The organism is Paenibacillus odorifer, from assembly GCF_000758725.1.
Classification (GTDB): Bacteria; Bacillota; Bacilli; order Paenibacillales; family Paenibacillaceae; genus Paenibacillus_AQ; species Paenibacillus_AQ odorifer.
In genome coordinates this window covers 2,751,689-2,775,149 of record NZ_CP009428.1, presented here as the reverse complement: position 1 = coordinate 2,775,149, position 23,461 = coordinate 2,751,689, and the positions used below count along the sequence as shown (strand labels likewise).

Here is a 23,461-nt window from a genome sequence, read left to right as displayed (position 1 = left end):
CATTAAATATGCTGCAGCATAAATTCTAATATGGAATGCGAGCGTTGTGAAGATTGTACTGTAAATTCTCTGAAATTCACCTCAGCTGATCCATCAGACTTATCTGACATCGAGCGAATGATGACAAAGGGCGTGGCGTTCATATGACAGACTTGGGCAACCGCCGCCCCTTCCATTTCCACACAAGCTCCATCCATTTGCTCTCTTAATTCAGCTACCATCTCCGCATTAGAAATGAATTGATCACCAGATAACACTTTGCCTATCAAGTACTTTTGACCTAACTCATTGCATGCCTTCTCAGCAAGCTGTACTAACGCAGGGTCTGCCTGGAAGACGGAAGTCTCCTGATAAGGAATTTCGCCTCTTGCGAACCCAAGCCCCGTAGCATCCATGTCATGTTGTACACATGTAGACGATATAACAATATCTCCAATATTCAATTCAGGATGTACAGCACCAGCAACCCCCGTAAACAGCACACGGGATACGCCAAAATTATCAATTAGAAGCTGAGTCGTAACTGCTGCATTTACTTTACCCACCCCAGATTTACAGAGCACTACGGATTTGCCTAATATATTTCCTATGTAATATTGTATACCTGCTTTAACTTTTGTCCGCTTGTCCTCCATGCCTTCTAGAAGCAGCTTAATTTCTTCATCCATCGCTCCGATTAATCCGATGATTTCACTCACAGCAAATGCCTCCTTTGATGATTTGTTTAATAAATAAAAACATAAAAAGCTCCATAAGGAGCTTTTTACGGAATAACTGTTCAGTTCTTAAATTACTTATTCAGATGATTAACCGACAAGCGGAGAATCGTTTCATGAGGCAGGATAACCCGCGGATTCTCAACGGTTTCTTTCTTCATAAGCTTGGTCAAAAGTCTCATCGCAACCGCGCCCAAATCGTACATAGGCTGAGCTACAGTTGTCAGCAAAGGACGAACCATCGAAGCCATACGAATGTTATCCACACTAATGATGGAGAAATCATCCGGTACCTTCAGACCTTCATCTTGAATACTGTGAATGGCGCCAATAGCCATTTCATCCGTTGCCGCAAAAATAGCGGTTGGTTTCTTCTTGAGTCCAAGGAAATACTTCATTGCTTCTACACCAGATTCATAGCGGTAGTTACCGATGCGTACCAAATCCTCTTGGTACTCGATTCCTGCCTGTTCCAGTGCTTTCTTGTAACCATGGAAACGTGCATATCCATTTGCAGGATCCTGCAGTGTGCCACTGATCATAGCAATCTCACGATGACCGTGACGAATCAATGTGTTCACAGCATCAAAAGCAGCGGTTTCATGATCGATGTCAACGGAAGGATAAGTTCCCTTCTCATCCCGTGTAGCACATAGAACAATCGGAACTGCAGAAGTCTGGAAAGCTTGAATATGTTCGTCAGTTACTGTACCCCCCATGAAGAGCAGACCATCGACCTGTTTCTCCAAAAGGGTATTAATGACACGAATTTCTTTCTCTTTACGCTTATCCGCGTTACACAATATGATATTGTAATGATACATGTTCGCGATATCTTCAATCCCGCGTGCAATTTCTGCAAAAATCGAGTTTGAAATATCAGGGATGACAACCCCAACGGTTGTCGTTTTCTTACTGGCAAGACCTCTTGCCACGGCATTGGGACGATATCCCAAACGTTCAATCGCTTCAAAAACTTTCTTCCGGGTCTGCGGTTTCACGTTAGGGTTATTATTCACAACCCGTGATACCGTAGCCATAGATACGCCTGCTTCTCGAGCTACATCGTAAATGGTTACCGTCAAATTACTCTCTCCATTGCGATAAATTTTATCGTTCGACTAATTAAAAATATGATACGACACTTTGTACATTTGTGCAATGATAACGCTTCATTTTCCTTTCAAAATTTCTTTCAAGGCTGAAAACGTCACCCTGGATTAAAATTGTGACCAGTGCTGGTTAACCTGTCCAAGAGCATCAATAATGTAACTTCTATCTATCGTAACAAAAAGTGAGTGAAAAATCCAACATTCCGTGAAAAATTTTCATTATTTTCACACAATTTTTTTATAATCTTCATTTTCAGTCATTTGGAAGGATAATTGAGACAATCTTCGACTAGTTTCTTCCATCCAATGCTGGTCTGACAGCTTCTCAGCTAAACGATAGATATCGAGAAGCATATCGACTCGGGTCTGAATCCTCTCTCGGATTATCGTCTCTAGTTCTGATATTCCCCCTATTATAGTTTCTGACAAGGATTCTTTTAATACACTGGCCAATTCATTTCTCTCCGTAAACAAAAAATCTTTTCCCGGATCATCTCCACTGAGTTCTTTTACTAATTTGCCTAGATCTGCTTTAATAAACTGCAAAGGTTCATAACTAGCGCATTCTGGGCAGGTATAGACAGGAACATGCGTAATCTTCATCTTCGTATTAAAAATCAAAGAATGCATATGTAAGTTCATGAGGCCACCACAACTGCACAACTTCTCCATCAAATTATCTTTATACATCTTCTACACCTCTTGCACAAAATTAATAAAGCACAAAGTTTGACTTTTTCAACTTCTATATTCGACTCCACTCGATTAAAACCCTCCTTTATTGCATATAATGATTAAATTGGCAATTTGTCTATAATTTACATCCCTAAAGATGACTTCATATTTTAAATTTGATAGAATAATGAAAGAATCTTGGGAATCGAAAGGAGCTTAACTAAATGAGACTAGCCGGTAAAAAGGTGATAGCACTCGTAGACGATGAATTTGAAGATTTGGAGCTCTGGTATCCCGTGTATCGGGTGAGAGAAGAAGGTGCCGAGGTTCACTTGGCAGGTCTGGAAAAAAATAAGACATACATCGGTAAATATGGCGTACCTGCTAAAGCAGAATACTCCTGGGACGAGCTTAATGCCGCAGATTATGATGGGATTTTGGTTCCAGGCGGCTGGGCTCCTGATAAAATCCGTAGATACAGTGCCGTTCTAAAGCTCGTACAGGATTTTAATGCGGCTAAAAAACCAATTGGGCAGATCTGCCATGCAGGCTGGGTATTAATTTCTGCTAAAATTCTGGAAGGTGTAACCGTCACCTCCACGCCGGGCATCCGTGATGACATGGAGAATGCCGGAGCCATCTGGAAGGATGAGGCTGTAGTTACGGATGGACATATCATCTCCGCTCGCCGCCCGCCAGATCTTCCTCCATACGGCAAAGCCTTTTGCGATGCACTTGCTGGGGAATAAACAGTAGGTATATAGTTTAAAATCAAACAAGCCCTGTTTCTCACAATTTGAGGAGCAGGGCTTTTGATTTGAGGCGTTTAAAATTCCAAATTATTACCTGATCCGCATAGAATCCGTCTCCATGATCATATTTGGATAATTTGTAAACCTAAAGGTCAAAGGTTGAGGCAGCTTTTCTTGACCCACGTTAAGAAAATAAGTTATTGTAGTTCCTTTTGCATCCTCTCTATACTCTCTATATCCGGAGTAATTATCATGTACAAGCCAATGTCCGCTTCCAGTGCTATCCACGAAATTATCGTCTATCCCAAAATCGGTTGCTTCATGCAATTCCTCAACTTTTTTGGGAATCAATAAATCCAATACTATAATCCCCTGCTCTTCGTCCGCGGTCCGTTTGGAAATCGAGAGAGAGTTATCCGGTGCCTTTAAAATCTGCTGCGTTTCCGTGTTAATCACAAGCTCGACCTCTGATTGATCTAGAGCAGAGATTCCTTCAACTTCAAGTTTGATTGGATCATTAGGTCTCATATTGTCATTGTGATAAATATTCGATCCACTTGCCCGCATTAGTTCCTCTTGATGACCCCCTTTTCCGAGGACAAGCTTAGGTGAAAGCAAACTAAAAATCCTCATTGTATTCTCTCTGCCAAAGGTTTCCCGCATATAAATACCCGTAGGTCCAATATAAACCTGGTCCATTATAATTTTCTGTCCACCGATAGACAGACTATCCTTCAAATCAACAAGTTCTCCTTGAAAATAATTGTTATCGGCTTCCAGTGGAATTTTGACACCCATTTCTTTTATATCCTTGTTATTAAAAACTTGACTAAGAGCATCTGGAAAAAGCGATAATGTGATATTCAACTCCTCTGGTATCTCATCCTGATATTTATCCCAGACGATTTGCTCATACATACGAGTCGTCCCAGGGGACCCAACCTCTTGTGCATTAGAAGTGCTAAACCCGCTGTATCCACTAAGGTGGTATTTATCCTCTGGAGTCTTTTTCAAAGACAAGCCAAAAAGACGCATCTTCTGATCCGTATTATTCTGGATTGTATAAAGCACTGCAATGCCTCTTCGATCTGCAATGATTCCGTTAACAGTCCATGTTATCCCATCCACCTCAGAAGAAGAGATACTTACCTCCTTCATCATCCCTGCATCAAGTGCTGATTTAATCGTCAGATTATTAGCAATAACGGGTCTAAACAATTCAAGCTGGCCCCAGCTTTTTGGAGGTAATTGTGCACGTACGGGATTTATCATCTGATTTGCCCAAGGCACAATTATAAGTAAGGCGAATGCCAAGACCACCAATACAACAACAGCGTACCTTTTACTAAAAGACAAACGTGTACGGTTCCCTTGCTGCATCCCCCTGCGGATCGCAGTGTCCAGTTTTACATCCAAAATTTCTTCTGCCTCCGCATCGATTTTCTGAAAATAATCCTTAAGCAGCTTTTCTTCAGACTCAGCCATAAAATAGCTCCCCCTTCCGCTTCATTTTGTCACGCAATTGTTTTAATCCTTTATTCAGCCATGTCTTCACTGTGCCCTCTGGTTTATCCAGCACCTCTGCAATTTCGGCAAGGGTCATATCCTTGTAATATTTGAGCACCAGCACTTGGCGATATTTGGGTTTCACTCCATCCAGCGCTTGTTCCATGTCCAGTCTGCGGTCACTTTTCATCTCCATGATTCCCTCATCACTTCGAGCAGCTTCTGCGACTGTGTTCCTCTTTCGGCGCTTCAGCTCATCATTACAGCAATTAATCAAAATACGTGTTAACCAAGGAGCGAACCGCTCCGCGTCTTTTAAGCTCTTTCGTTTAATCCATGCGCGGCAGGTTGCCTCCTGCAAAACCTCCAGCGAATCCGCTTCATTTCGCAAATAGCTGTAGGCAATGCTATAAAGTTTTCTTTTCTGTCCAGCCACTTGCTCATAAAACAGCTCTTCGTCCGTAGCGGCCATTTCCATTTCATCATTTATAATGTGATCCATTTTCGGCCTGCCTCCCCCCTTGCCTTTATTCCTAAATCGGTTCTGTGTAACTCTCTCTATGTATTGACTGCGCTGCAGGGTAAACGGTTTTGTTTTTTTAAAAGTATGTCATAAATATAGAAAAAGGCTCGGCAAGAATGCCGAACCTTGATATGAATTGAATAAAAGTTACAGTAACTTTAGGATGAGGCTTTCTCCTGTAGTTCTCCGCTTGATCCAAGCGTAAGGCCACTTTTTTGCGCAAACGCAGTTAACATTTCTTCCGTCTCTGAGCTTGTACGATGATGGAAACACGCTTTGGCAATTCTTTTGGCATCCTTGGCCAATGTGTTCAGTGTGCGGTGTTTAACCTTCAGCAGCGCCTGCGGCGACATGCTGAGATCTCTAATTCCCAGCTCCAGCCAAAGAGGCAAAGAACGCTCATCCGCCGCCATTTCACCACATACACTGATATCAATCTTGGCATTACGTGCCGCTTCTACCGTCATACGGATCATTCGCAGAACCGCTGGATGGTACGGATGATACATATGAGCAATTTGTTCATTCATACGGTCTACCGCTAACACATATTGAACCAAATCATTAGTGCCGATACTGAAAAAGTCAACTTCCTCAGCCAATAAATCCGCAATCATAACCGCCGCCGGAACTTCAATCATAATACCCACGGGAAGATTCCGGTTAAAAGGGATATCTCGTTGCTCCAGCTCAGCTTTCACTTCTTCTAAAACAGCTTTTGCCGCCTGCACTTCCTCTACGGAAGAAATCATCGGAAACATTAACTTTACATTCCCGTATGCACTTGCCCGCAAAATGGCACTTAGCTGGGTTTTGAACATATCCAATCGATCCAAGCTGATGCGAATCGCCCGATAACCAAGGAAAGGATTCTGTTCTTCAGGCAGCTGGATATAATCCAACTGCTTGTCCCCGCCAATATCCAGCGTACGAATCACTACAGTGTTGTTGCCCACCTTCTCGACAACCTGTTTATACACTTCAAATTGTTCATCCTCAGTTGGAAAAGATCTGCGATCCATATAAAGAAACTCGGTACGGAACAGGCCTACACCTTCAGCACCATACTTAAGTGCTATGTTGAGTTCTTTAACTGAACTGATATTGCCGGCAAGTCGCAGGTTCACACCATCCTTGGTGACAGCCTCCACGGTGGCGAGCAGTTCCAGCTGCTCTTTCTTTTTATGCTGTTTATCCCGAATCGCTACATATTCATTTATCGTAAGTTCATCTGGGTGGATTTGTACAGATCCGGTATCGCCGTCGATCACAAGCATGTCCCCGGTCTGAATAGGATTAGACAGATTATTCTCCAAGCCCGCTACAAGCGGAATGCCTAGCGCACGAGCCATAATGGAGGAATGTGAGGTTTTACCGCCCATCATGGTGACAATACCTAGAACATAAGTTGGATTCAAGTGAGCTAGCTGGGAAGGAGACAACTCCTTCGCAACAAGAATATATGGCTGTGTATCCGATGGTAACGTAACCTCTGGAGCGCCTAAAAGATGTTTTAAAAGACGGTTTCCGACATCCTTGATATCAACCGCCCGCTCCTTCATGTACTCATCGTCTAGCAGATCAAACATCGCTACAAAATGATCAATCGCTTCTTTCACAGCTACTTCTGCCGCTTTGTACTGGCGTTCAATGATCCCGCGGATTTCACTCATGAACACAGGATCATCTAAGATCGCCAGATGAGCATCAAAAATACTCGATTCCTCCGGACCTACCACTTCTCTGAACTCTTTTTTGATGAATTCAATCTCGTCCTTAGAGGTACGGATACCTTCGTATAAACGCTCAAACTCCTTAGCTAGATCCACTGGGTTCACTTGTGTATCCGGTAAGCTCCATTCCCAGTTCGGCAAGACAAAGGCCTTCCCGATAGCTACACCTGCTGCTGCGCCTATGCCTTGTATCATCCTTCAATCCCTCCAACGTTACTTTCGTGTAAGACTACGGACATTACTGATGATTGCCCCTTTTTAACATTTTTAAATGGAGCATAGCTCCATGATTTGACCCGATCAGGATTCGTGATCACCATCGGTGTAGCCAATGAGGCCGCATGTTCACGCAAATAAGCGAGGTCGAATTTAACAAGCAATTGACCTGGCTCCACGCTGTCGCCTTCTTTTACAACCGCCTCAAAGGGTCCCTTGAGCTGTGAAGTGTCGATCCCTATATGCATGAGTACTTCCAGCCCTTCCGGCGTCGAAATACCCACGGCATGCATTGTAGGATAGACGTGCATAACTTTCCCGAATACGGGTGAAGTAAGTTCCCCTTTTTCCGGCAAAAATGCAACCCCATCGCCCACTAGCTTAGCTGCAAAAATGTGATCAGGCACTTCCTCGATAGGCATCATTCTGCCCTGCATTGGCGAACTGAACAGCACCTGCGGCAAATCACGAAGCATAAGCTTGTTAATCTCCTCGCGGATCAGTTCAGAATACGTGCCAAATACTACCTGGACATTTCCGCCACCCAGCTTGATAATCCCTGCGGAACCCAAACCTTTAAGCGCTCCAGTATCTATATATCGGTCATTATGAACCGTAAGCCGCAGACGGGTGATACAGGACTGCACTTGTACAATATTCTCCTTGCCCCCAAGCGCCTCTAAGATTAGCGGTGCCTGATAAGGGATATTGCCGGCCCAATCCCCAAGCTCTGAACCTTCTTCACGCCCCGGTGTCGGGATCTGAAAACGGCGAATCGCCCAGCGAAATAAATTATAGTATACAATCCCATAGCCGATACCAATCGGAATCAGCAGCCAAGCCCTCTGTGACAAATGCATGTTCAAGAAGAAATCAATGGCTCCAGCCGAATAGGAGAACCCGTGATGGATTCCCAGCATGTAGGTCAGTACCATTGCGAGACCGGACATTACAGTATGTACCGCGAACAAATACGGAGAAGCAAATAAAAATGCAAATTCGATCTGCTCCGAAACCCCGGTCAGAAAACAAACCAACGCCGCACGCACAAAAGTCTTTTTAATCTTGGGCTTCAAATCCTCGCGCGCTTCCTGAATAATTGCAAAAGCAATGGCAGGCAGCGCAAACATCATAATCGGAAACAACCCCGCCATAAAAATCCCCGCCGTAGGATCGCCTGCAAAAAAACGCGGCAAATCCCCTTGAACCACAGCACTACCATCAGGAGTCGTAAAATTCCCAAATTGAAACCAAAACACATTATTAAGAATATGATGTAGTCCAAAAGCGGTCAGAACCCTATATAGGACCCCATAGATAAAAACGCCAAACCCGCCCGTCTGCAATATTCCCTGAAAAAGATTATCCAGCCCAATCTGCAGCAGCGGAGATATTCCTAACATTACCCACGCGAACCCGGCAGAAAATAAGCCCATGAACAGCAAAACAAAACGCGACCCTCCAAAAAACTGGATCGCCTCTGGAAGCTTAATATTTTTAAACCGGTTTTGCGCGACACCGGCAACGATCCCCAGCAAAATTCCGATTAGTGTTGCAGGTTGTACAAGCCCGTCTCCCATTTGGGTGACAATTCGGTCGTAAGTGAACATCCCAGCCAGCGCTGCAAGACCCGCCGTTCCGGCTTGATTGGATAACCCCCATGCTACACCTACAGCGAACAAATAAGGCATATAATAAAATATTGCCTGCCCCGCGTAAGTAGCCACTTCAGACACCGAAGAAAGTCCCCATGCAGACCAAGGTAAGCTGCCCAAACTCAGCAAAATGGCTGCCGCCGGCAGTACCATGGTAGGAAGCATTATGGCTCTGCCCAATTGCTGCAATGATCCGAGCCAATTCAAGGCTACCCTCTCCTTTCTTTCTATATTGAATGGTAAGCGCTGCGGGGATTTTTGTCAAAAGAAACTCATGAGATCTTCACGTTACATTTTTAAAACAAATATTCTCACTTTCCACTAAACATTTATTCATTAGAATCCATAGAACGGCTGGTATTTACGTGGGACTATTAATATTACAGAGTCAGAATCGAGTTTAAGTGTACTTTGTGCAACTATTCCTATCGATGTTACTCTGAGCACCTTTTTAACTGCACTTCATACAACTATTTTTAGAGATTTTCCACTTAACCTAATCGTTGATGCGTTTTAAGTGTACAAAGTACAACTATTTCGCATTTAGATAGTTATTTAGCTGTATAAAGTGCAATTATTCCCTTGCGCAGCTATCGTATAGATGTCCCTAGCATACCTGATTGGATTGGATTGGATTTGATTTGGTCTGATCCGGTCTGGTTTGGTCTGAACTGATCTGATCTCAGAGCCCTCGCTTCATAACATCGAACTTTTCTCCCCCCATTAGCTCCAATACCCTAAACTCACAGTTTGGAATTCCACCTGAGTTTAAGTGTACTTTGTACAACTATTCATATCGACGTTACTCTGAGCACTTTTTTAACTGCACTTCATACAACTATTTTTAATGATTTCCCACCTAATCTAATCTTTGATGCGTTTTAAGTGTACAAAGTACAACTATTTCGCATTTAGATAACTATTCCGGCGATTTAGTTGTACAAAGTGCAATTATTCCCTTGCGCAGCTGTCCTATAGATGTCCCTAGCATACCTGATTGGATTGGATTTGATTTGATTTGGTCTGGTCTGGTCTGGTCTGGTCTAGTCTGGTCTGAACTGATCTGATCCCAGAGCATTCGATTCATAACATCGAACTTTTCTCCCCCCATTAGCTATCTCCAACACCCTAAACTCACAGTTAGGAATTCCACCTGAGTTTAAGTGTACTTTGTGCAACTATTCCTATCGACGTTACTCTAAGCACCTTTTTAACTGCACTTCATACAACTATTTTTAGTGATTTCCCACTTAACCTAATCTTTGATGCGTTCTAAGTGTACAAAGTACAACTATTTCGCATTTAGATAACTATTCCGGCGATTTAGTTGTACAAAGTGCAATTATTCCCTTGCGCAGCTATCGTATAGATGTCCCTCGCATACCTGATTGGATTGGATTTGATTTGTTTTGATCTGGTCTGATCTGATCTGAACTGGTCTCAGAGCATTCGCTTCATAACATCGAACTTTTCTCCCCCCATTAGCTATCTCCAACACCCTAAACTCACAGTTAGGAATTCCACCTGAGTTTAAGTGTACTTTGTGCAACTATTCATATCGGCGTTACTCTGAGCGCTTTTTTAACTGCACTTCATACAACTATTTTTAGTGATTTCCCACCTAATCTAATCTTTGATGTATTTTAAGTGTACAAAGTACAACTATTTCGCATATAGATAGTTATTTCGGCGATTTAGCTGTATAAAGTGCAATTATTCCCTTGCGCAGCTATCGTAAAGATATCCCTCGCATACCTGATTTGATTGATTGGATTGGATTGGATTTGATCTGGTCTGGTCTGGTCTGGTCTAGTCTGGTCTGAACTGATCTGATCCCAGAGCATTCGCTTCATAACATCGAACTTTTCTCCCCCCATTAGCTATCTCCAACACCCTAAACTCACAGTTAGGAATTCCACCTGAGTTTAAGTGTACTTTGTACAACTATTCATATCGACGTTACTCTGAGCACTTTTTTAACTGCACTTCATACAACTATTTTTAATGATTTCCCACCTAATCTAATCTTTGATGCGTTTTAAGTGTACAAAGTACAACTATTTCGCATTTAGATAACTATTCCGGCGATTTAGTTGTACAAAGTGCAATTATTCCCTTGCGCAGACTCTAAAGATCCTCTTACCACATTTGATCTGGTCTGAGAGCCTTCACCTCATAATACCGAATTCTTTCTCCCTGATTAACCGGCTTCAGCAACCCCTTCTCACTTAATGATTGCAGCAATCGACGCGCCGTACGGAAATTAATGCAGAAATGCGTGGCCACATCCTTTGGACGAACCGGTCTACCGAGACGCCAAGCGAAACGCAGAACCTCTTTTTCCTCAGACAAAATAGCTACGCTAGCAAAATTACGAGCCAAGTAAGGCGCCAGCACCAGTTGCAACAGCATGCGGCAGACCTCGGGACGTTGCTGGATATCATCAAAAGAAAAATGAATCATCCTCCAGCCCATCCCAGTCAAAAAAGTGTCCCTATTTACTGAATAGTTGAATTTTTCGCGGTCCATATCTTTCACATGGCTTTGATATCCATCACACTCGATCCCAAAGCTGCTGCCCGTCTGCGGAAGAAAAGCAAAGTCCAAGAATTGTGATTTGCGATTCCAGTCATATACTTCGTATTCTGGATGCAAATCGTCTAGGGACTCAAACATAGGCCACCATACATTCTGCAAAAATAGCTTTTCCGCAAAATTATTGCCTCTAACCAGCCTCCCTCTTCTTTCACCTGTTCTTGATTTCATATGTTGGTCGATAAACAAACCATGCGCTTCTTCAAACTCCATAACCTATAGCCTCCCCTACAAAATAAAAAAACGCCCTTCACCGCAAAAAGCGGTTAAAGGACGTTCTTCGTCTAATCTCATTATAACTAGCTCAACAGGCGAGTTACATTAAAAATCGCACCTTTTGTTACACAATACCTCTTACTTTGGCTGATCTCCATCATCTAAGTTTGCTATAACCTCAGCGTCATAAATTTAAACCTAGTTAGTTTATTGCACTTTTGCTCATTCATAACAGCTAGTTCGTTCTTCACCAGCTAGTTCGTTCTTCACCAGCTAGTTCATTCTTCGCCAGCTAGTTCATTCTTCACCAGTTAGTCCGTTCTTCGCCAGCTAGCTCGTTCTTCATCAGCTAGTTCATTCTTCACCAGCTAGTTCGTTATTCGTCAGTTCCTTGTTACGTCCGTTGGTCAACGATAACTGTAATCACCACACACTTAACTCAGTGTTCAGTTCAACAGTATATGACCAACCCTACTGCCGGCTACGCCCATGCATTGTGATCGCTTCTTCGACCTTGATGCAGCGGTCCATAATGGCGATCATACCGTGCTCAGCGGCGATTTCAGCGGCTTCTGCGCTAACTATACCCTGCTGGAGCCACAGCACACGTGCGCCAATGTCAGCAACCTCCTGCGCGACCTTTGCGCAGTGTTCGCTTCGACGGAATACATTGACGATGTCCACTGGCTCCGGAATTTCTGCTAAAGTGTGATAACACTTTTCTCCCAGGATCTCACCATCCACCGTTGGGTTAACGGGAATGATCCGATATCCCCGGCTTTGCATGGCGCCCGCGACCATATAAGAGGTTCGGTCTGTTTTGTCTGACAAGCCGACAACAGCAATGTTACCTGCGGAAGCAAGGATATCTCCGATCTGCTCCCGACTTGGATTCTCAAAGCTCATAAGTAGTGCCCCTTTCCATAGTTACACTTAATGATCCTTGTTTAACTGAAGCTAGATACGCTAGCTCCCTCATTCCTATTGTACCCACTCCACATTCGCACCAAGCGCACGCAAGTGATCAAAATATTGCGGATAAGATTTTGCCACATGATGTGCATCCTTAATCAAAAGAGGTTTACGCGCACGCAGGCCCACTACGGATAGTGCCATAATTACGCGGTGGTCATAATGCGCATTAATGGTGACTCCGCCTTCGACACCTTCAGGCATACCGTGAACAATTATCTCATCGCGGCGTTCTTCTACCTTAGCTCCGGCACGGGTTAATTCTGCTAAGTAATCGGTAATGCGATCGCATTCCTTATAACGCAAATTCTCAACATTGTAGAATCGGGAGGTGCCTTCTGCAAATACTGCGGCAGCCACCATGGCCAATACCGCATCGGTTGCAGCATCTCCATCAAATTCAACAGCTTTTAGGATACCGTTCCCTTGGACATGTACTGTGCCCTCTTCATGAGTAAGAGGAACTTCCATCATCCGCAGCACATCAACAATGGCTCTTTCACCTTGTTTACTTTGTTCTGCAAGACGGTGGATTTTCACATCCGACTTTGTAACGGCAGCCGCCGCAAGGATTGCCGCAGAGCCTGGGTAGTCACCTTGAACAGTATATGACTTAGCTGCATAAGCTTGACGACCTGGAACTTTAAAGGACATGTAATCATCCGCAGCGTGCACCACAATACCTGCCTGCTCCAACACTTCCAAGGTCTGGCCCACGACAACCTTCGATTTCAAATCATCGAGGACAATAATTTCACTATCTTCTTCAAGCAATGGTGTCAGGAATAATAGAGCACTTAAGAACTGGGAGCTTACTGCACCAGAGACAGTAATTCTGCCTCCAACCGGTTTACCCCCACGGATCGTGATTGGCAATTTCCCTTCATTATGCTCCACCTGAACACCTAGCTGTTCCAGCGCCACAATCAAGTCGTCATGCGGACGTTTGCCCAATGAGTCTGGATACGTATTTACAAAAGTAACCTCAGGACTTAACGCGGCCACAGCCATAAGAAAACGCAGCACCGCTCCGGCATTTCCTACATTAAGTTCTTTAACGTCTTTTGGATGACGTCCGAAGCCTTGAATCACAATCTTTTCCTCATCCTCTGTAAGCACAGCACCCAAATCTGCTATGCAGCGACGGATCGCGTCGCTATCCTCACTATGTGCAGGATGATAAATCGTACTTACTCCTTCAGACAATGCCGCAACCAGCAGATAACGTGTCGTATAGTTTTTGGAAGAGAGGGCTCCAAATTCTCCTTGCAGAGATGGCGTTGGCCTAACAATAACGTCCATAATATAAACTCTCCTTAGTAGATGTAGTGGGTATGTAATGCTCGTTTGACAGGGTATTCTGTTCTTGTGTTATCATTAAACCATTCTTCTGATGAAAAGAGGTCAAACCCATGCATAATGTACCACAAATCACACCGCAAGAATTACGGCAGTGTATAGAGACAGGTGAAGACCTTGTACTCATCGATGTTCGCGAAGACGAAGAGGTGGCCTCTGGGATGATTCCAGGTGCACAACATATCCCTATGGGAGAAATTCCACACCGTACTGAGGATATTCCAAGCGACGCCAAAGTGATCTTCATTTGCCGTTCCGGTGCCCGCAGCCAACGTGTCTGCGAATATCTACAGCAGTTTGGTTATAACGCTGCGAACCTCAGCGGTGGTATGATTGAATGGAATGAGACACTCTCTTAAAAGCTCAACCGCGGTAATGCATTAAAATATGTTGCGACACTTCTGCCGCAGTCAGTCCCGTTGTATCGACCGTGTAATGCGCGAATAGGTATGCATCCTGGCGATCTTCCATGATTCGTCTGACCCGTTCTTCTGCATTGCCGGCGAGCAGCGGACGATTCTGATCCCCGCTAACACGTGCAATAATCTCTTCCTCAGTTGCCGTTAGCGCAACCACATGCCCTTTACTCAGCATTAAGGCTGTATTCCCCGGCGCCAATACCGCGCCACCACCAGTGGATATTAATTTATTCTCAGACTCTAGCATTTGCTTAAGAACCGCAGTTTCTACGCTTCGAAAGTATTCCTCACCATCTTCTGCGAAGATTTCTGCAATGCTTCTGCCTTCAGTCTCAATAATGACATGATCCAAATCAACCAGCTCATAGCCCAGCTCCTCGGCCAAAATAGCACCAACAGTTGACTTACCAGTCGCCATCATCCCTACTAAAATAATGTTTTTGTTCTTATCTTCCTGACTCATCGTTTTTAGTTCTTCTGTATCCCCAGCCATGACTATCCTCCAACCGCGATATTTGTCATATCATAACACAGGGTCAAAACATTAGACAATCCGCTTCTTCCAGTAAAAAAAGACCCGAAAGGCTCCCCATTTCTGGTGAAGCCGTCCGGGCCGCTTGTCATTCAGTCAATTAGATTATTCTGCTGCCATCCAGTTGTGGTGGAAGACGCCTTCTTTGTCCACACGTTTGAAGGTGTGAGCGCCAAAGTAATCACGTTGAGCCTGAAGCAAGTTAGCAGGCAAACGTTCTGTACGGTAGCTGTCATAGTAAGCCAATGCGCTGGAGAATCCAGGGACTGGAACACCCAAAGTTACCGCAGAAGCAATGACTTTACGCCATGCAGATTGGTAATTATCCATAACATTCTTGAAGAAAGGATCAAGAAGCAGATTCTTAAGCTCTGCATTGTTCTCATAAGCATCTGTGATGTTTTGTAGGAAACGGGAACGGATAATGCAGCCGCCGCGCCAGATTTTAGCCAGCTCGCCATATTTCAGATCCCATCCATATTCGTCGGAAGCTACGCGAAGTTGAGCGAAACCTTGCGCGTAGGATACGATTTTGCTCGCGAACAATGCTTTACGCACGTTCTCGATGAATTCGGCTTTGTCGCCTTCAAAAGTTGTTGCTTCTGGTCCGTTAAGCACTTTGCTTGCTTCTACGCGCTCATCCTTCATAGCAGACAGGAAGCGGGAGAATACGGATTCGGTAATCATGGACAGAGGTACACCAAGATCTAGTGAGCTTTGGCTTGTCCATTTACCAGTACCCTTTTGGCCAGCGGAATCAAGGATAACGTCAACCATAGGTTTGCCGGTTTCTTCGTCATATTGAGCAAAGATATCAGTAGTGATCTCGATCAGGTAGCTGTCGAGCTCGCCGCTGTTCCACTCTTTGAAAATATTGTGAAGTTCTTTTGCATCCAGACCTAGAACATCTTTCAACAACTGATAAGCTTCACAGATCAATTGCATATCACCATATTCGATACCGTTGTGCACCATTTTAACATAGTGTCCTGCACCGTCAGGTCCGATATATGTACAGCAAGGCTCTCCGTCCACTTTGGCTGAGATTGCCGTTAGGATAGGCTCTACAAGTTTATACGCACTTTCTTGACCACCTGGCATAATCGAAGGACCTTTAAGAGCACCTTCTTCACCACCAGAAACTCCAGTACCGATAAAGCGGAAACCTTTTTCTTCCAGCTCTTTACTGCGACGAACTGTATCAGGGAAGTAAGCATTCCCTCCGTCGATAATGATGTCGCCTTGATCAAGATGCGGCAGCAGTTGCTCGATGGTAGCATCAGTAGCTTTACCAGCTTGAACCATGATCAGAATTTTGCGCGGTGTTTCCAGCGAAGCTACAAATTCCTCAACAGAAAATGTGCCTACGAGGTTTTTACCTTCCGCTTCAGCAAGAAGATCATGTGTCTTCTCCGGGGAGCGGTTGAATACGGATACGGAAAAACCTTTGCTTTCGATATTTAGAGCCAAATTCTTGCCCATTACCGCCAAGCCAATAACGCCGATTTGTTGTTTTGCCATCTGGTCCTCCACCCTTTGCACCCTATATTTTTGTGAAATCCATTTCTCGCAGTATAAGAATACCACCCTTTATCAGAGACAGCAAAGCCTGCCCTGCGAATAGAGATCAATTTCATTGACAAATTCAGACCAAGAAATGATCACAATGACTATTTTAACGTTTTTAACGTCAGAAGTGAACCCCTGTCTGCAAGTTCCAATACAAATATAAGACACCCCGATGAACAGGGTGCCTTGAAAGAACATTTGCCCGGCACTTGCTTACCATTCTAACATAAACAATTCCTTGGTCAAAAAGGCAAGCTCAGCTCGACATTTGTCCGCGCGAACCGTATCTCCAGCCTTTAATGCATCATTTAACCGATCCAACTGTTCATCCACTTCAATTCTCCGCTGGCGAACCCGTTCTTCCCCTTCAATAGAATAAAAGAGTCTTGTCAGCTCCTCATCTGTGAGCATAGGTCCCTTCTGATATAACACACGCTGCTGATAACCAGAAATTTCAACCAGGCGAATCACTTCGCCAAACAGAATATTTTCAATAATAATCTGCCGATCCCGGAAACGCTTAACGATAGCATGCCCGCGCATATCCCCAATTAATTTCTCCATCCACTCTGACAAGCGAGCATCACGGATCATATAATCGCCCACAAGCTTATAGCCGTCCTTAATCCTTTGAAACCGCAATTTCACTAACTTACGACCCGTACGGACCGAAATCACAAAGACCTGTTCATTCTCGCTCCAATATAGGGAATAACCTTCTTGAATCAAATCCTTGATCAGGTCCTGGATATGCTGTCTGTCGAACCGCAGTTCCAGGTTACAATATTCCACCTCGTCGTTTTTGTTCACGGCACTCCCCCCTAACAGCTTCACATCTGTAAAGCCAGCCTTCATTAGTTCAATTCCAGAGTAATCATGGCTGCCGGACCTCTTCTTGAGTTAACTTCCTTTTTGCGTTCGTCTTAATCTTATTTTATACTTCAGTTTATGTAGCGGTAACTTGGTTTATTGACTATTTTTACCCGCAACAGCCTTTCTCCAAACGCTGAGCGAGAATTTTAATGCCTTTTAGTCCTTTTGGAGCATAGACGTTCTAGTCCTTCAGCTGCACAGTGTCATACAGAAGACCTTCGAAACTTACTTCCGTTATATCTTATATCCTTCTAATTTTCTAAAAAAACCGCTGATATACCGGATCATTCTTCGGTTATCAGCGGCTCTTTATTTTCCTCAGCTAGTCTTAAATTTCTGTTTCGTTCTATGCACAATAAGCAGATGCAGCCCGAAGAGCAGCAGCATTACAATGGCACTTGCCAGGAATGGGACACCATGTCCTACATGATCCCATAATCTTCCTGACAAAACTGGCCCCGCTACCATTCCTGATCCTTGGAGTGTCAGGAACAACCCCCAGACCGTCCCTCGTTCTCCCTTAGGTACTTGCTTAGCCAGAAAGGCATTCCATGCCGGGAGGATAAGCGCGTAGCTTATACCGACCAGTGCCACCGCGATAAAGGCAAGTGGCAGCCAGCGAACCTGAGAGAAAAAGGCCAGTGAAAAGGCAGCTAACAAAAAACCTATATTCAGAAACACCGTTGTCCCTATGCGGTCCACCAGCTTGCCTGCGGGAATAAGTGCAAGAACTGTAATCCCTCCCCCTGCGATGAGGAGCAAACTGAATTGATTGGGACTAACATGCAGCTCTGTACGTGCAAACAAGGTAACTACAGGCGTCATCAAGCCAATGGCGAAGGCTTGTAGGAACAACGCCGGGTACAGCCATCTGCTGACTTTCAGGGTAGTTCTCACCTGATGCAGCGTTCTTTTTATACTTTCTATCGGACTAAGCTTTTTACGATCCATTGCTCCGCCAAGTCCATGCATGTCCCTCACGACAGCATGAGACCCGCTGGAAGAGATTCGTTTAGGTAAGAAAAGGGCTACTACAACTACAGCGGCAGCACAACCTAACAAGACCAGAAAAGCCACATGATAACTCTGTCCACCCTGATCCATTAAAAAATTCACAACAATTGGACCGATTCCTGTTCCTGCGAGAGAGGCCATCTCAACAGCGCCCATGGCCGCACCACTGCTGCCGCTTTTGGTTGATCCGGCGAGTTCGGTAATTCCGGTCATCACACATGGCCAAAGCGGAGATGTCCCGATCCCAAGAATGAGACAGGCGATGGATAACGCAACGGCCGTTTTGGCATAGATTATCAAGCCAATGGCTACTAGAATCAGCAACAATGCACCTGTCATCGTCCAGCGGAACCCTATGCGCTCCATAACCCAGCCTGAAGGGCTGCGGAAGACGTTGTCCCCCAAATACTGTAGGGCAAAAGCGAATCCCACTACTGTCACCGACAGGCCCAGTATATTCTCCATATACACCGGCAACAAGGCAACAAGCAGCGAACCTTTAACAAATTCAACTAAAAAAATAATTACCCACATCTCCACAATAAATGGTGATGCTAAACTAATATTCATCCGTTGTTCAGCTTTCGTGGACATTCTATCACATCCAAATCCTAGTATTCTGAAGATTGTTTTGTTATACTGATGCTTGCCTTAAAAATTAACTATTCGCGAAAGGTTGTGACAGCATTAAATGAATCAACACCGTACTCCCCTCTTCACAGCTCTAAAAAAGCATGCCGCCGGCAATCCAGTTCAATTTCATATTCCCGGGCATAAGAAGGGGCTAGGAACCGATGCCGAATTCCGTGAGTTTATCGGCGATAACGCTCTATCCATAGATCTAATCAACATCGCACCGCTTGATGATCTACATCAGCCAACTGGCGTAATCCAGGAGGCTCAAAAGCTGGCTGCGAAGGCTTTCGGCGCCGACTATACGTATTTTAGCGTACAGGGCACGAGCAATGCCATCATGACGATGATCCTCTCTGTCTGCTCACCGGGTGAAAAAATAATTGTGCCGCGTAACATTCATAAATCCGTAATGTCGGCCATTATCTTCTCCGGAGCCAAGCCTGTGTTCGTCTCGCCTGTACAGGATGAGAATCTCGGGATAGATCACGGCATAACCACCAGTGCGCTGGAACGAGCGTTAAAGCGTCATCCAGACGCTAAAGGAGTTCTAGTTATCAATCCAACGTACTTCGGCGTATGTGCCGACCTGCGTTCGATTGTCGACCTGGCTCACCGTTACGGGGTACCCGTACTGGTGGACGAGGCACATGGAGTACTGATTCATTTTCATGAGGATCTGCCGGTATCGGCCATGCAGGCCGGTGCGGACATAGCTGCCACTAGTGTGCATAAGCTTGGTGGTTCCATGACGCAAAGCTCGGTACTGAATCTAAATGCGAAGACTGGGCTGATTAACCCACAACGGGTGCAGACCATTATGAGCATGCTGACAACAACATCAACCTCATATATTTTATTGGCGTCTCTCGATACATCTAGACGTAATCTCGCGCTGAACGGACATGAAATGGCGGAAAGAACGATCCAATTGTCCAACTACGCACGCGAGACCATTAACACTATCGAAGGCTTGTACAGTTTTGGTAAAGAAATACTTGGAACTGAAGCAACTTTCGATCTAGATCCAACCAAACTTAACATTCATGTTCGCCATTTAGGGATCACAGGTTACGAAACCGAAAACTGGCTGCGTGAGAAATACAACATCGAAGTTGAACTGAGTGACATGTATAATATTCTTTGCCTTATTACCCCAGGTGATACTCAAGAATCAGTAGATAAATTATTAGCTGCTTTGCGGGTGTTGTCCGCCATCCATTATAGCAAGGGTGAAATCTATGAACTGAAGGTTCAGGTTCCAGAAATCCCGCAGCTTGCTTTGATTCCAAGAGATGCTTTTTATGCTGACACTCAGTTAGTTCCGTTCCGCGAATCTGCCGGGTACATCATTGCAGAGTTTATCTATGTATATCCACCGGGGATACCGATTCTCCTCCCTGGCGAAGTCATTACTCAGGATAATATCGACTACATTATCGACCACGTCGAAATCGGTCTGCCGGTTAAAGGTCCTGAGGACCGCAGTATCACTAATGTTAAGGTGATTGTTGAAGCCGATCCTATATCCTAAGATCCATCTTTTCCTAAAAAACTTCAATCATTTATACAAAAACCCGATACCATAATGAGTATCGGGTTTCTGTATATAAGCATCAACTGTCCCATTCACATAGAACAGCTTAAGTTTAGTCGCTAGAATCTATTCTTGCTGAGCAAGCAGATTGTTGTAAGCTTCTTCAACAGCTTTCCATTCTTCTTCATCTTCGATATTATACAATACCATTTCTTCGTCTTCTTCTTCCATACGCAGAATAATGCCGTCTGCTTCTGGATTCTCGCGCTCTAACAACAGAGCATATAATTTCTCGCCTATGTCGAACGTTTCTACAAGCACCATTTCCACATCTTCGCCCTGCTCGTTCGTCAAGGTCAGCACAAACTCCTCGTGCTCATGGTCGTGATCATGCCCGCAACCGCATGCTTCACCATGCTCATGTTTGTGATCGCTCATTGTAATACCTCACTTTGAATTGTATTATCCTACATCTGGTATCGTACCACGTTAGATTAGTTCAGGTCAATTTAGAACACCTAATTTAACGCTGTAATTACCTTCTCCGACACAAGTACGTAATCTGCATTTTTGGATGGCTTAATATAGAAGCCTACCCGATATTTGCCCGCTTCTTTAAAGTCATAAGTAAACTCAGAGGTTGGAAACCAGAAATTATCCTTCTGTGAGCCTTCAAGCACCTGCGACTGAATATCCTTAACGTTACCAGACGGATCTGTCATGGCTACTTTCACAGCTGAAATCTCTTCAGTCAGGCTATCTACCTGTGTTAATATCTTAATTTTCAGCTTGCCTACGTTGACATTGCCAAAAACCGTATCCCCTTTAAAAAGTACAATATGGACATTAGGTTTAAGAATCGTAACTTTCCCAGAACCGTCCCAAGTGACAACCCCGCCTGTTTCTCTAGCAGGAATGTACGTTTTTCCATCAATTAGATAACCGCCGTCTACAATTTCTTTTCCGTTGCTCCATACTCTAATTTTCTGATTAACGGAATCGGCGAATAATAATGAGCCACCCATTAAGGAAAAAGCAAACACGCACAAAGTGATTTTTTTCCATCTATTCATTTGAGACCCTCCAGATAATTCATGCTGTTAATATATACTTACTTTGTTTCAGCAAGTTGCGCTAATTTTAGGTAAATATTTCATTGATCTTGCGAAAAATGATATTATGGTCTTATTCGAAGCAGAAACATTAGCTATAACCGATTTCAGGAGGGTTCTTTCTTATGAGTCTAAGCCTACAAATGCTAGGAACAGGCAATGCTTTTGCGAAAAAATATTTTAACAACAATGGCTTGCTGCTAGATGAAAATTACACCCTGCTGATTGATTGCGGGATAACAGCCCCGCTTGCCATGCATAGACTTGGAAAATCCTTCAATGACGTAAATGCTACGCTCATTACACATATTCATGCGGATCACGTTGGAGGGCTGGAAGAGCTTGCGCTAACCTTAAAGCATGTGCACGGTAAAAAAATGACCTTGCTGCTTCCTGAGACACTTATAGAGCCCTTGTGGAACAATACATTAAAGGGAGGCTTGTACCAAGAAGATGCTGTATCTTCCTTATCTGATATCTTCGAAGTTAAGCCCTTGCAGCCTGAAATTACCTACAACCTCTCTCCTACTCTTTCAATAGAGATCGTACAAACACCGCATATTCCCGGCAAAAATAGTTATTCCCTTCTAATAAATAACGAGATTTTTTATAGTGCGGACATGACCTTTCAGCCGGATCTACTGATTAGCCTTGTGCGGGAGCGCGGGATCCGGATCATCCTGCATGACTGCCAATTAGGCGGAACAGGCGTTGTTCACACTACGCTGGAAGAGCTGATGTCTCTGCCTAAAGATGTTCGCGAACGGATCAAGCTCATGCATTATAGCGATGAACAACCAGATTTCGTCGGACTTACAGGGGAGATGGAATTTTTAGAGCAGCATGTGAATTATAAGTTCTGATCTTTGCATATAAAAAAAGCCGTACATAAACGTCTGTTGACGTATGTACGGCTTTTCGTGTTGAACTATGAAAATGTCGGCAAATTATCCAGATTGTTAGTCGGATCTCCATCCGCATCTCCGCGGATATAAGTTTCTCCATCCTTACCTTTAAAAGCGTTCACTCCGGCAATATTTCCGGCCTGTACTTCTTGCAGGGCTTGGTCATACGCCAGCACACGTCCTGTAGAGGTCTGGAAGCTTGTCAAATCGCCATCCCCATTTTTTTGAACAGCTACGAAAGATTCTCGTTCGTTATTTGGCACTTTAGCTCGCCCCTTGCACTTGGATTTGCCATCATTCGGCACATCCTAGCTTGCGTAAAGAGTCCAATAATTATGTGCGCCAATCTTTAAAGCATTTTTTGCATCCGTACATGTAATATACCTGCATCATAGAATGGCTCCGTAGAAATAACTTCATAGCCGAGTTTCTTATAGAAATTCTCTGCCTGACACTGAGCATCTAAAATTGAAGCTTCCAGTCCAAGCTCCCGAGCAAGCTCTTCCATAGCCAGCAACAAGACACGTCCGTATCCTTTGACCCGATAGTCTTTCAATACGGCGATGCGCTGCATTTTAGCAGTACCTGCTTTGTAATAGATCAATCTCCCCGTTGCTACAGGTACCCCTTCATCTATAATCAGAATATGGTGCGCATTCGGACTGATGGCATCGTATTCGTCAATTTCTTCCTCGGCCGGTACCTTTTGTTCCTCAACAAATACTTTAGTGCGGATATCCAGCCCCATCTGAAGCTGTTCCTCTGTAGTTACCCGTAAGATTTCTGCCGCCATGTTAGTTGCAAACTCCTCTCTCTATGTAGCCAACGATAGTTGTC

General features: G+C 44.3%; 24 protein-coding genes. 4 read left to right on the top strand and 20 right to left on the bottom strand.

The features are described 5' to 3' along the window. Window positions 1–2: 2 nt before the first annotated feature. The 3 genes from PODO_RS11855 to PODO_RS11845 form a co-directional block, all read right to left on the bottom strand. Window positions 3–698 (bottom strand): 5'-methylthioadenosine/adenosylhomocysteine nucleosidase, encoded by a 696-nt coding sequence (locus PODO_RS11855; RefSeq protein WP_036686141.1) that lies wholly within the window; start codon window positions 696–698, stop codon window positions 3–5. Between the two features lie 92 nt (window positions 699–790). After that, the gene (gene ccpA / locus PODO_RS11850; RefSeq protein ID WP_036686140.1) at window positions 791–1,801 is read right to left on the bottom strand and encodes a catabolite control protein A; all 1,011 of its coding nucleotides are present in this window, start codon (window positions 1,799–1,801) and stop codon (window positions 791–793) included. A 252-nt stretch (window positions 1,802–2,053) separates the two neighbouring features. After that, window positions 2,054–2,470, bottom strand: a complete 417-nt coding sequence (locus tag PODO_RS11845) for a hypothetical protein (protein WP_169744762.1) — start codon at window positions 2,468–2,470, stop codon at window positions 2,054–2,056. Between the two features lie 257 nt (window positions 2,471–2,727). Between PODO_RS11845 and PODO_RS11840 the strand changes: the two genes are divergently transcribed. Beyond that, complete coding sequence (locus PODO_RS11840) at window positions 2,728–3,252, top strand: type 1 glutamine amidotransferase domain-containing protein (RefSeq protein WP_038570273.1); 525 nt, start codon at window positions 2,728–2,730, stop codon at window positions 3,250–3,252. Between the two features lie 93 nt (window positions 3,253–3,345). Here PODO_RS11840 and PODO_RS31485 read toward each other — a convergent pair whose 3' ends face one another. From PODO_RS31485 to aroA, 9 genes are all read right to left on the bottom strand, one after another. Continuing rightward, complete coding sequence (locus PODO_RS31485; RefSeq protein WP_038570271.1) at window positions 3,346–4,740, bottom strand: DUF4179 domain-containing protein; 1,395 nt, start codon at window positions 4,738–4,740, stop codon at window positions 3,346–3,348. Beyond that, a complete protein-coding gene (locus tag PODO_RS11830) occupies window positions 4,733–5,263 on the bottom strand; it encodes a sigma-70 family RNA polymerase sigma factor (RefSeq protein ID WP_094902125.1) in 531 nt (176 codons plus the stop codon). The genes PODO_RS31485 and PODO_RS11830 overlap by 8 nt, the downstream gene beginning before the upstream one ends. Before the next feature lie 179 nt (window positions 5,264–5,442). Then, a complete protein-coding gene (gene ptsP / locus PODO_RS11825; protein ID WP_036686134.1) occupies window positions 5,443–7,212 on the bottom strand; it encodes a phosphoenolpyruvate--protein phosphotransferase in 1,770 nt (589 codons plus the stop codon). After that, on the bottom strand, window positions 7,209–9,095 hold the full coding sequence (locus PODO_RS11820; RefSeq protein ID WP_036686132.1) for a glucose PTS transporter subunit IIA: 1,887 nt from the start codon (window positions 9,093–9,095) through the stop codon (window positions 7,209–7,211). Before PODO_RS11820 ends, ptsP begins: the two co-directional genes overlap by 4 nt. 712 nt (window positions 9,096–9,807) lie before the next feature. After that, window positions 9,808–9,999: a hypothetical protein gene (locus PODO_RS11815; RefSeq protein ID WP_038570267.1), complete on the bottom strand. Its 192-nt coding sequence runs from the start codon at window positions 9,997–9,999 to the stop codon at window positions 9,808–9,810. A gap of 583 nt (window positions 10,000–10,582) precedes the next feature. Beyond that, window positions 10,583–10,765: a hypothetical protein gene (locus tag PODO_RS11810; RefSeq protein ID WP_038570264.1), complete on the bottom strand. Its 183-nt coding sequence runs from the start codon at window positions 10,763–10,765 to the stop codon at window positions 10,583–10,585. Between the two features lie 262 nt (window positions 10,766–11,027). Next, entirely contained in the window at window positions 11,028–11,696 is a 669-nt protein-coding gene (locus PODO_RS11805; RefSeq protein WP_038570261.1) for a hypothetical protein, read from the bottom strand. Between the two features lie 474 nt (window positions 11,697–12,170). Then, entirely contained in the window at window positions 12,171–12,605 is a 435-nt protein-coding gene (locus tag PODO_RS11800) for a CoA-binding protein (RefSeq protein ID WP_038570252.1), read from the bottom strand. Window positions 12,606–12,680: 75 nt separating this feature from the next. Continuing rightward, window positions 12,681–13,973: a 3-phosphoshikimate 1-carboxyvinyltransferase gene (gene aroA, locus PODO_RS11795; RefSeq protein ID WP_036686127.1), complete on the bottom strand. Its 1,293-nt coding sequence runs from the start codon at window positions 13,971–13,973 to the stop codon at window positions 12,681–12,683. A 110-nt stretch (window positions 13,974–14,083) separates the two neighbouring features. On the opposite strand from aroA, the gene PODO_RS11790 reads away from it, so the two are divergent. Continuing rightward, window positions 14,084–14,389, top strand: coding sequence for a rhodanese-like domain-containing protein (locus PODO_RS11790; RefSeq protein WP_038570249.1), 306 nt, complete (start codon window positions 14,084–14,086; stop codon window positions 14,387–14,389). A 4-nt stretch (window positions 14,390–14,393) separates the two neighbouring features. Here the strand turns inward: PODO_RS11790 and PODO_RS11785 are convergent, their stop codons facing one another. The 4 genes from PODO_RS11785 to PODO_RS11770 form a co-directional block, all read right to left on the bottom strand. Then, window positions 14,394–14,942, bottom strand: coding sequence for a shikimate kinase (locus PODO_RS11785; RefSeq protein ID WP_244886472.1), 549 nt, complete (start codon window positions 14,940–14,942; stop codon window positions 14,394–14,396). A 144-nt stretch (window positions 14,943–15,086) separates the two neighbouring features. After that, the gene (gndA, locus tag PODO_RS11780; protein WP_038570246.1) at window positions 15,087–16,502 is read right to left on the bottom strand and encodes an NADP-dependent phosphogluconate dehydrogenase; all 1,416 of its coding nucleotides are present in this window, start codon (window positions 16,500–16,502) and stop codon (window positions 15,087–15,089) included. A gap of 261 nt (window positions 16,503–16,763) precedes the next feature. Then, complete coding sequence (locus tag PODO_RS11775) at window positions 16,764–17,360, bottom strand: hypothetical protein (RefSeq protein ID WP_036686566.1); 597 nt, start codon at window positions 17,358–17,360, stop codon at window positions 16,764–16,766. A 381-nt stretch (window positions 17,361–17,741) separates the two neighbouring features. Continuing rightward, complete coding sequence (locus PODO_RS11770; RefSeq protein ID WP_036686122.1) at window positions 17,742–19,031, bottom strand: MFS transporter; 1,290 nt, start codon at window positions 19,029–19,031, stop codon at window positions 17,742–17,744. A 97-nt stretch (window positions 19,032–19,128) separates the two neighbouring features. Between PODO_RS11770 and PODO_RS11765 the strand changes: the two genes are divergently transcribed. After that, the gene (locus PODO_RS11765; RefSeq protein ID WP_036686120.1) at window positions 19,129–20,604 is read left to right on the top strand and encodes an aminotransferase class I/II-fold pyridoxal phosphate-dependent enzyme; all 1,476 of its coding nucleotides are present in this window, start codon (window positions 19,129–19,131) and stop codon (window positions 20,602–20,604) included. Between the two features lie 129 nt (window positions 20,605–20,733). Here PODO_RS11765 and PODO_RS11760 read toward each other — a convergent pair whose 3' ends face one another. After that, window positions 20,734–21,045: a DUF1292 domain-containing protein gene (locus PODO_RS11760; RefSeq protein WP_036686118.1), complete on the bottom strand. Its 312-nt coding sequence runs from the start codon at window positions 21,043–21,045 to the stop codon at window positions 20,734–20,736. An 80-nt stretch (window positions 21,046–21,125) separates the two neighbouring features. Then, complete coding sequence (locus PODO_RS11755) at window positions 21,126–21,680, bottom strand: copper amine oxidase (protein ID WP_036686116.1); 555 nt, start codon at window positions 21,678–21,680, stop codon at window positions 21,126–21,128. A 164-nt stretch (window positions 21,681–21,844) separates the two neighbouring features. Between PODO_RS11755 and PODO_RS11750 the strand changes: the two genes are divergently transcribed. After that, a complete protein-coding gene (locus tag PODO_RS11750; RefSeq protein ID WP_038570244.1) occupies window positions 21,845–22,582 on the top strand; it encodes an MBL fold metallo-hydrolase in 738 nt (245 codons plus the stop codon). A gap of 65 nt (window positions 22,583–22,647) precedes the next feature. Here PODO_RS11750 and PODO_RS11745 read toward each other — a convergent pair whose 3' ends face one another. Both PODO_RS11745 and PODO_RS11740 read right to left on the bottom strand, forming a co-directional pair. After that, window positions 22,648–22,887 carry a DUF3892 domain-containing protein gene (locus PODO_RS11745; protein WP_036686113.1) on the bottom strand — a complete coding sequence of 80 codons (240 nt, stop codon included), beginning with the start codon at window positions 22,885–22,887 and terminating at the stop codon, window positions 22,648–22,650. 86 nt (window positions 22,888–22,973) lie between these two features. Next, a complete protein-coding gene (locus PODO_RS11740) occupies window positions 22,974–23,417 on the bottom strand; it encodes a GNAT family N-acetyltransferase (protein ID WP_036686111.1) in 444 nt (147 codons plus the stop codon). Between the last annotated feature and the right edge of the window lie 44 nt (window positions 23,418–23,461).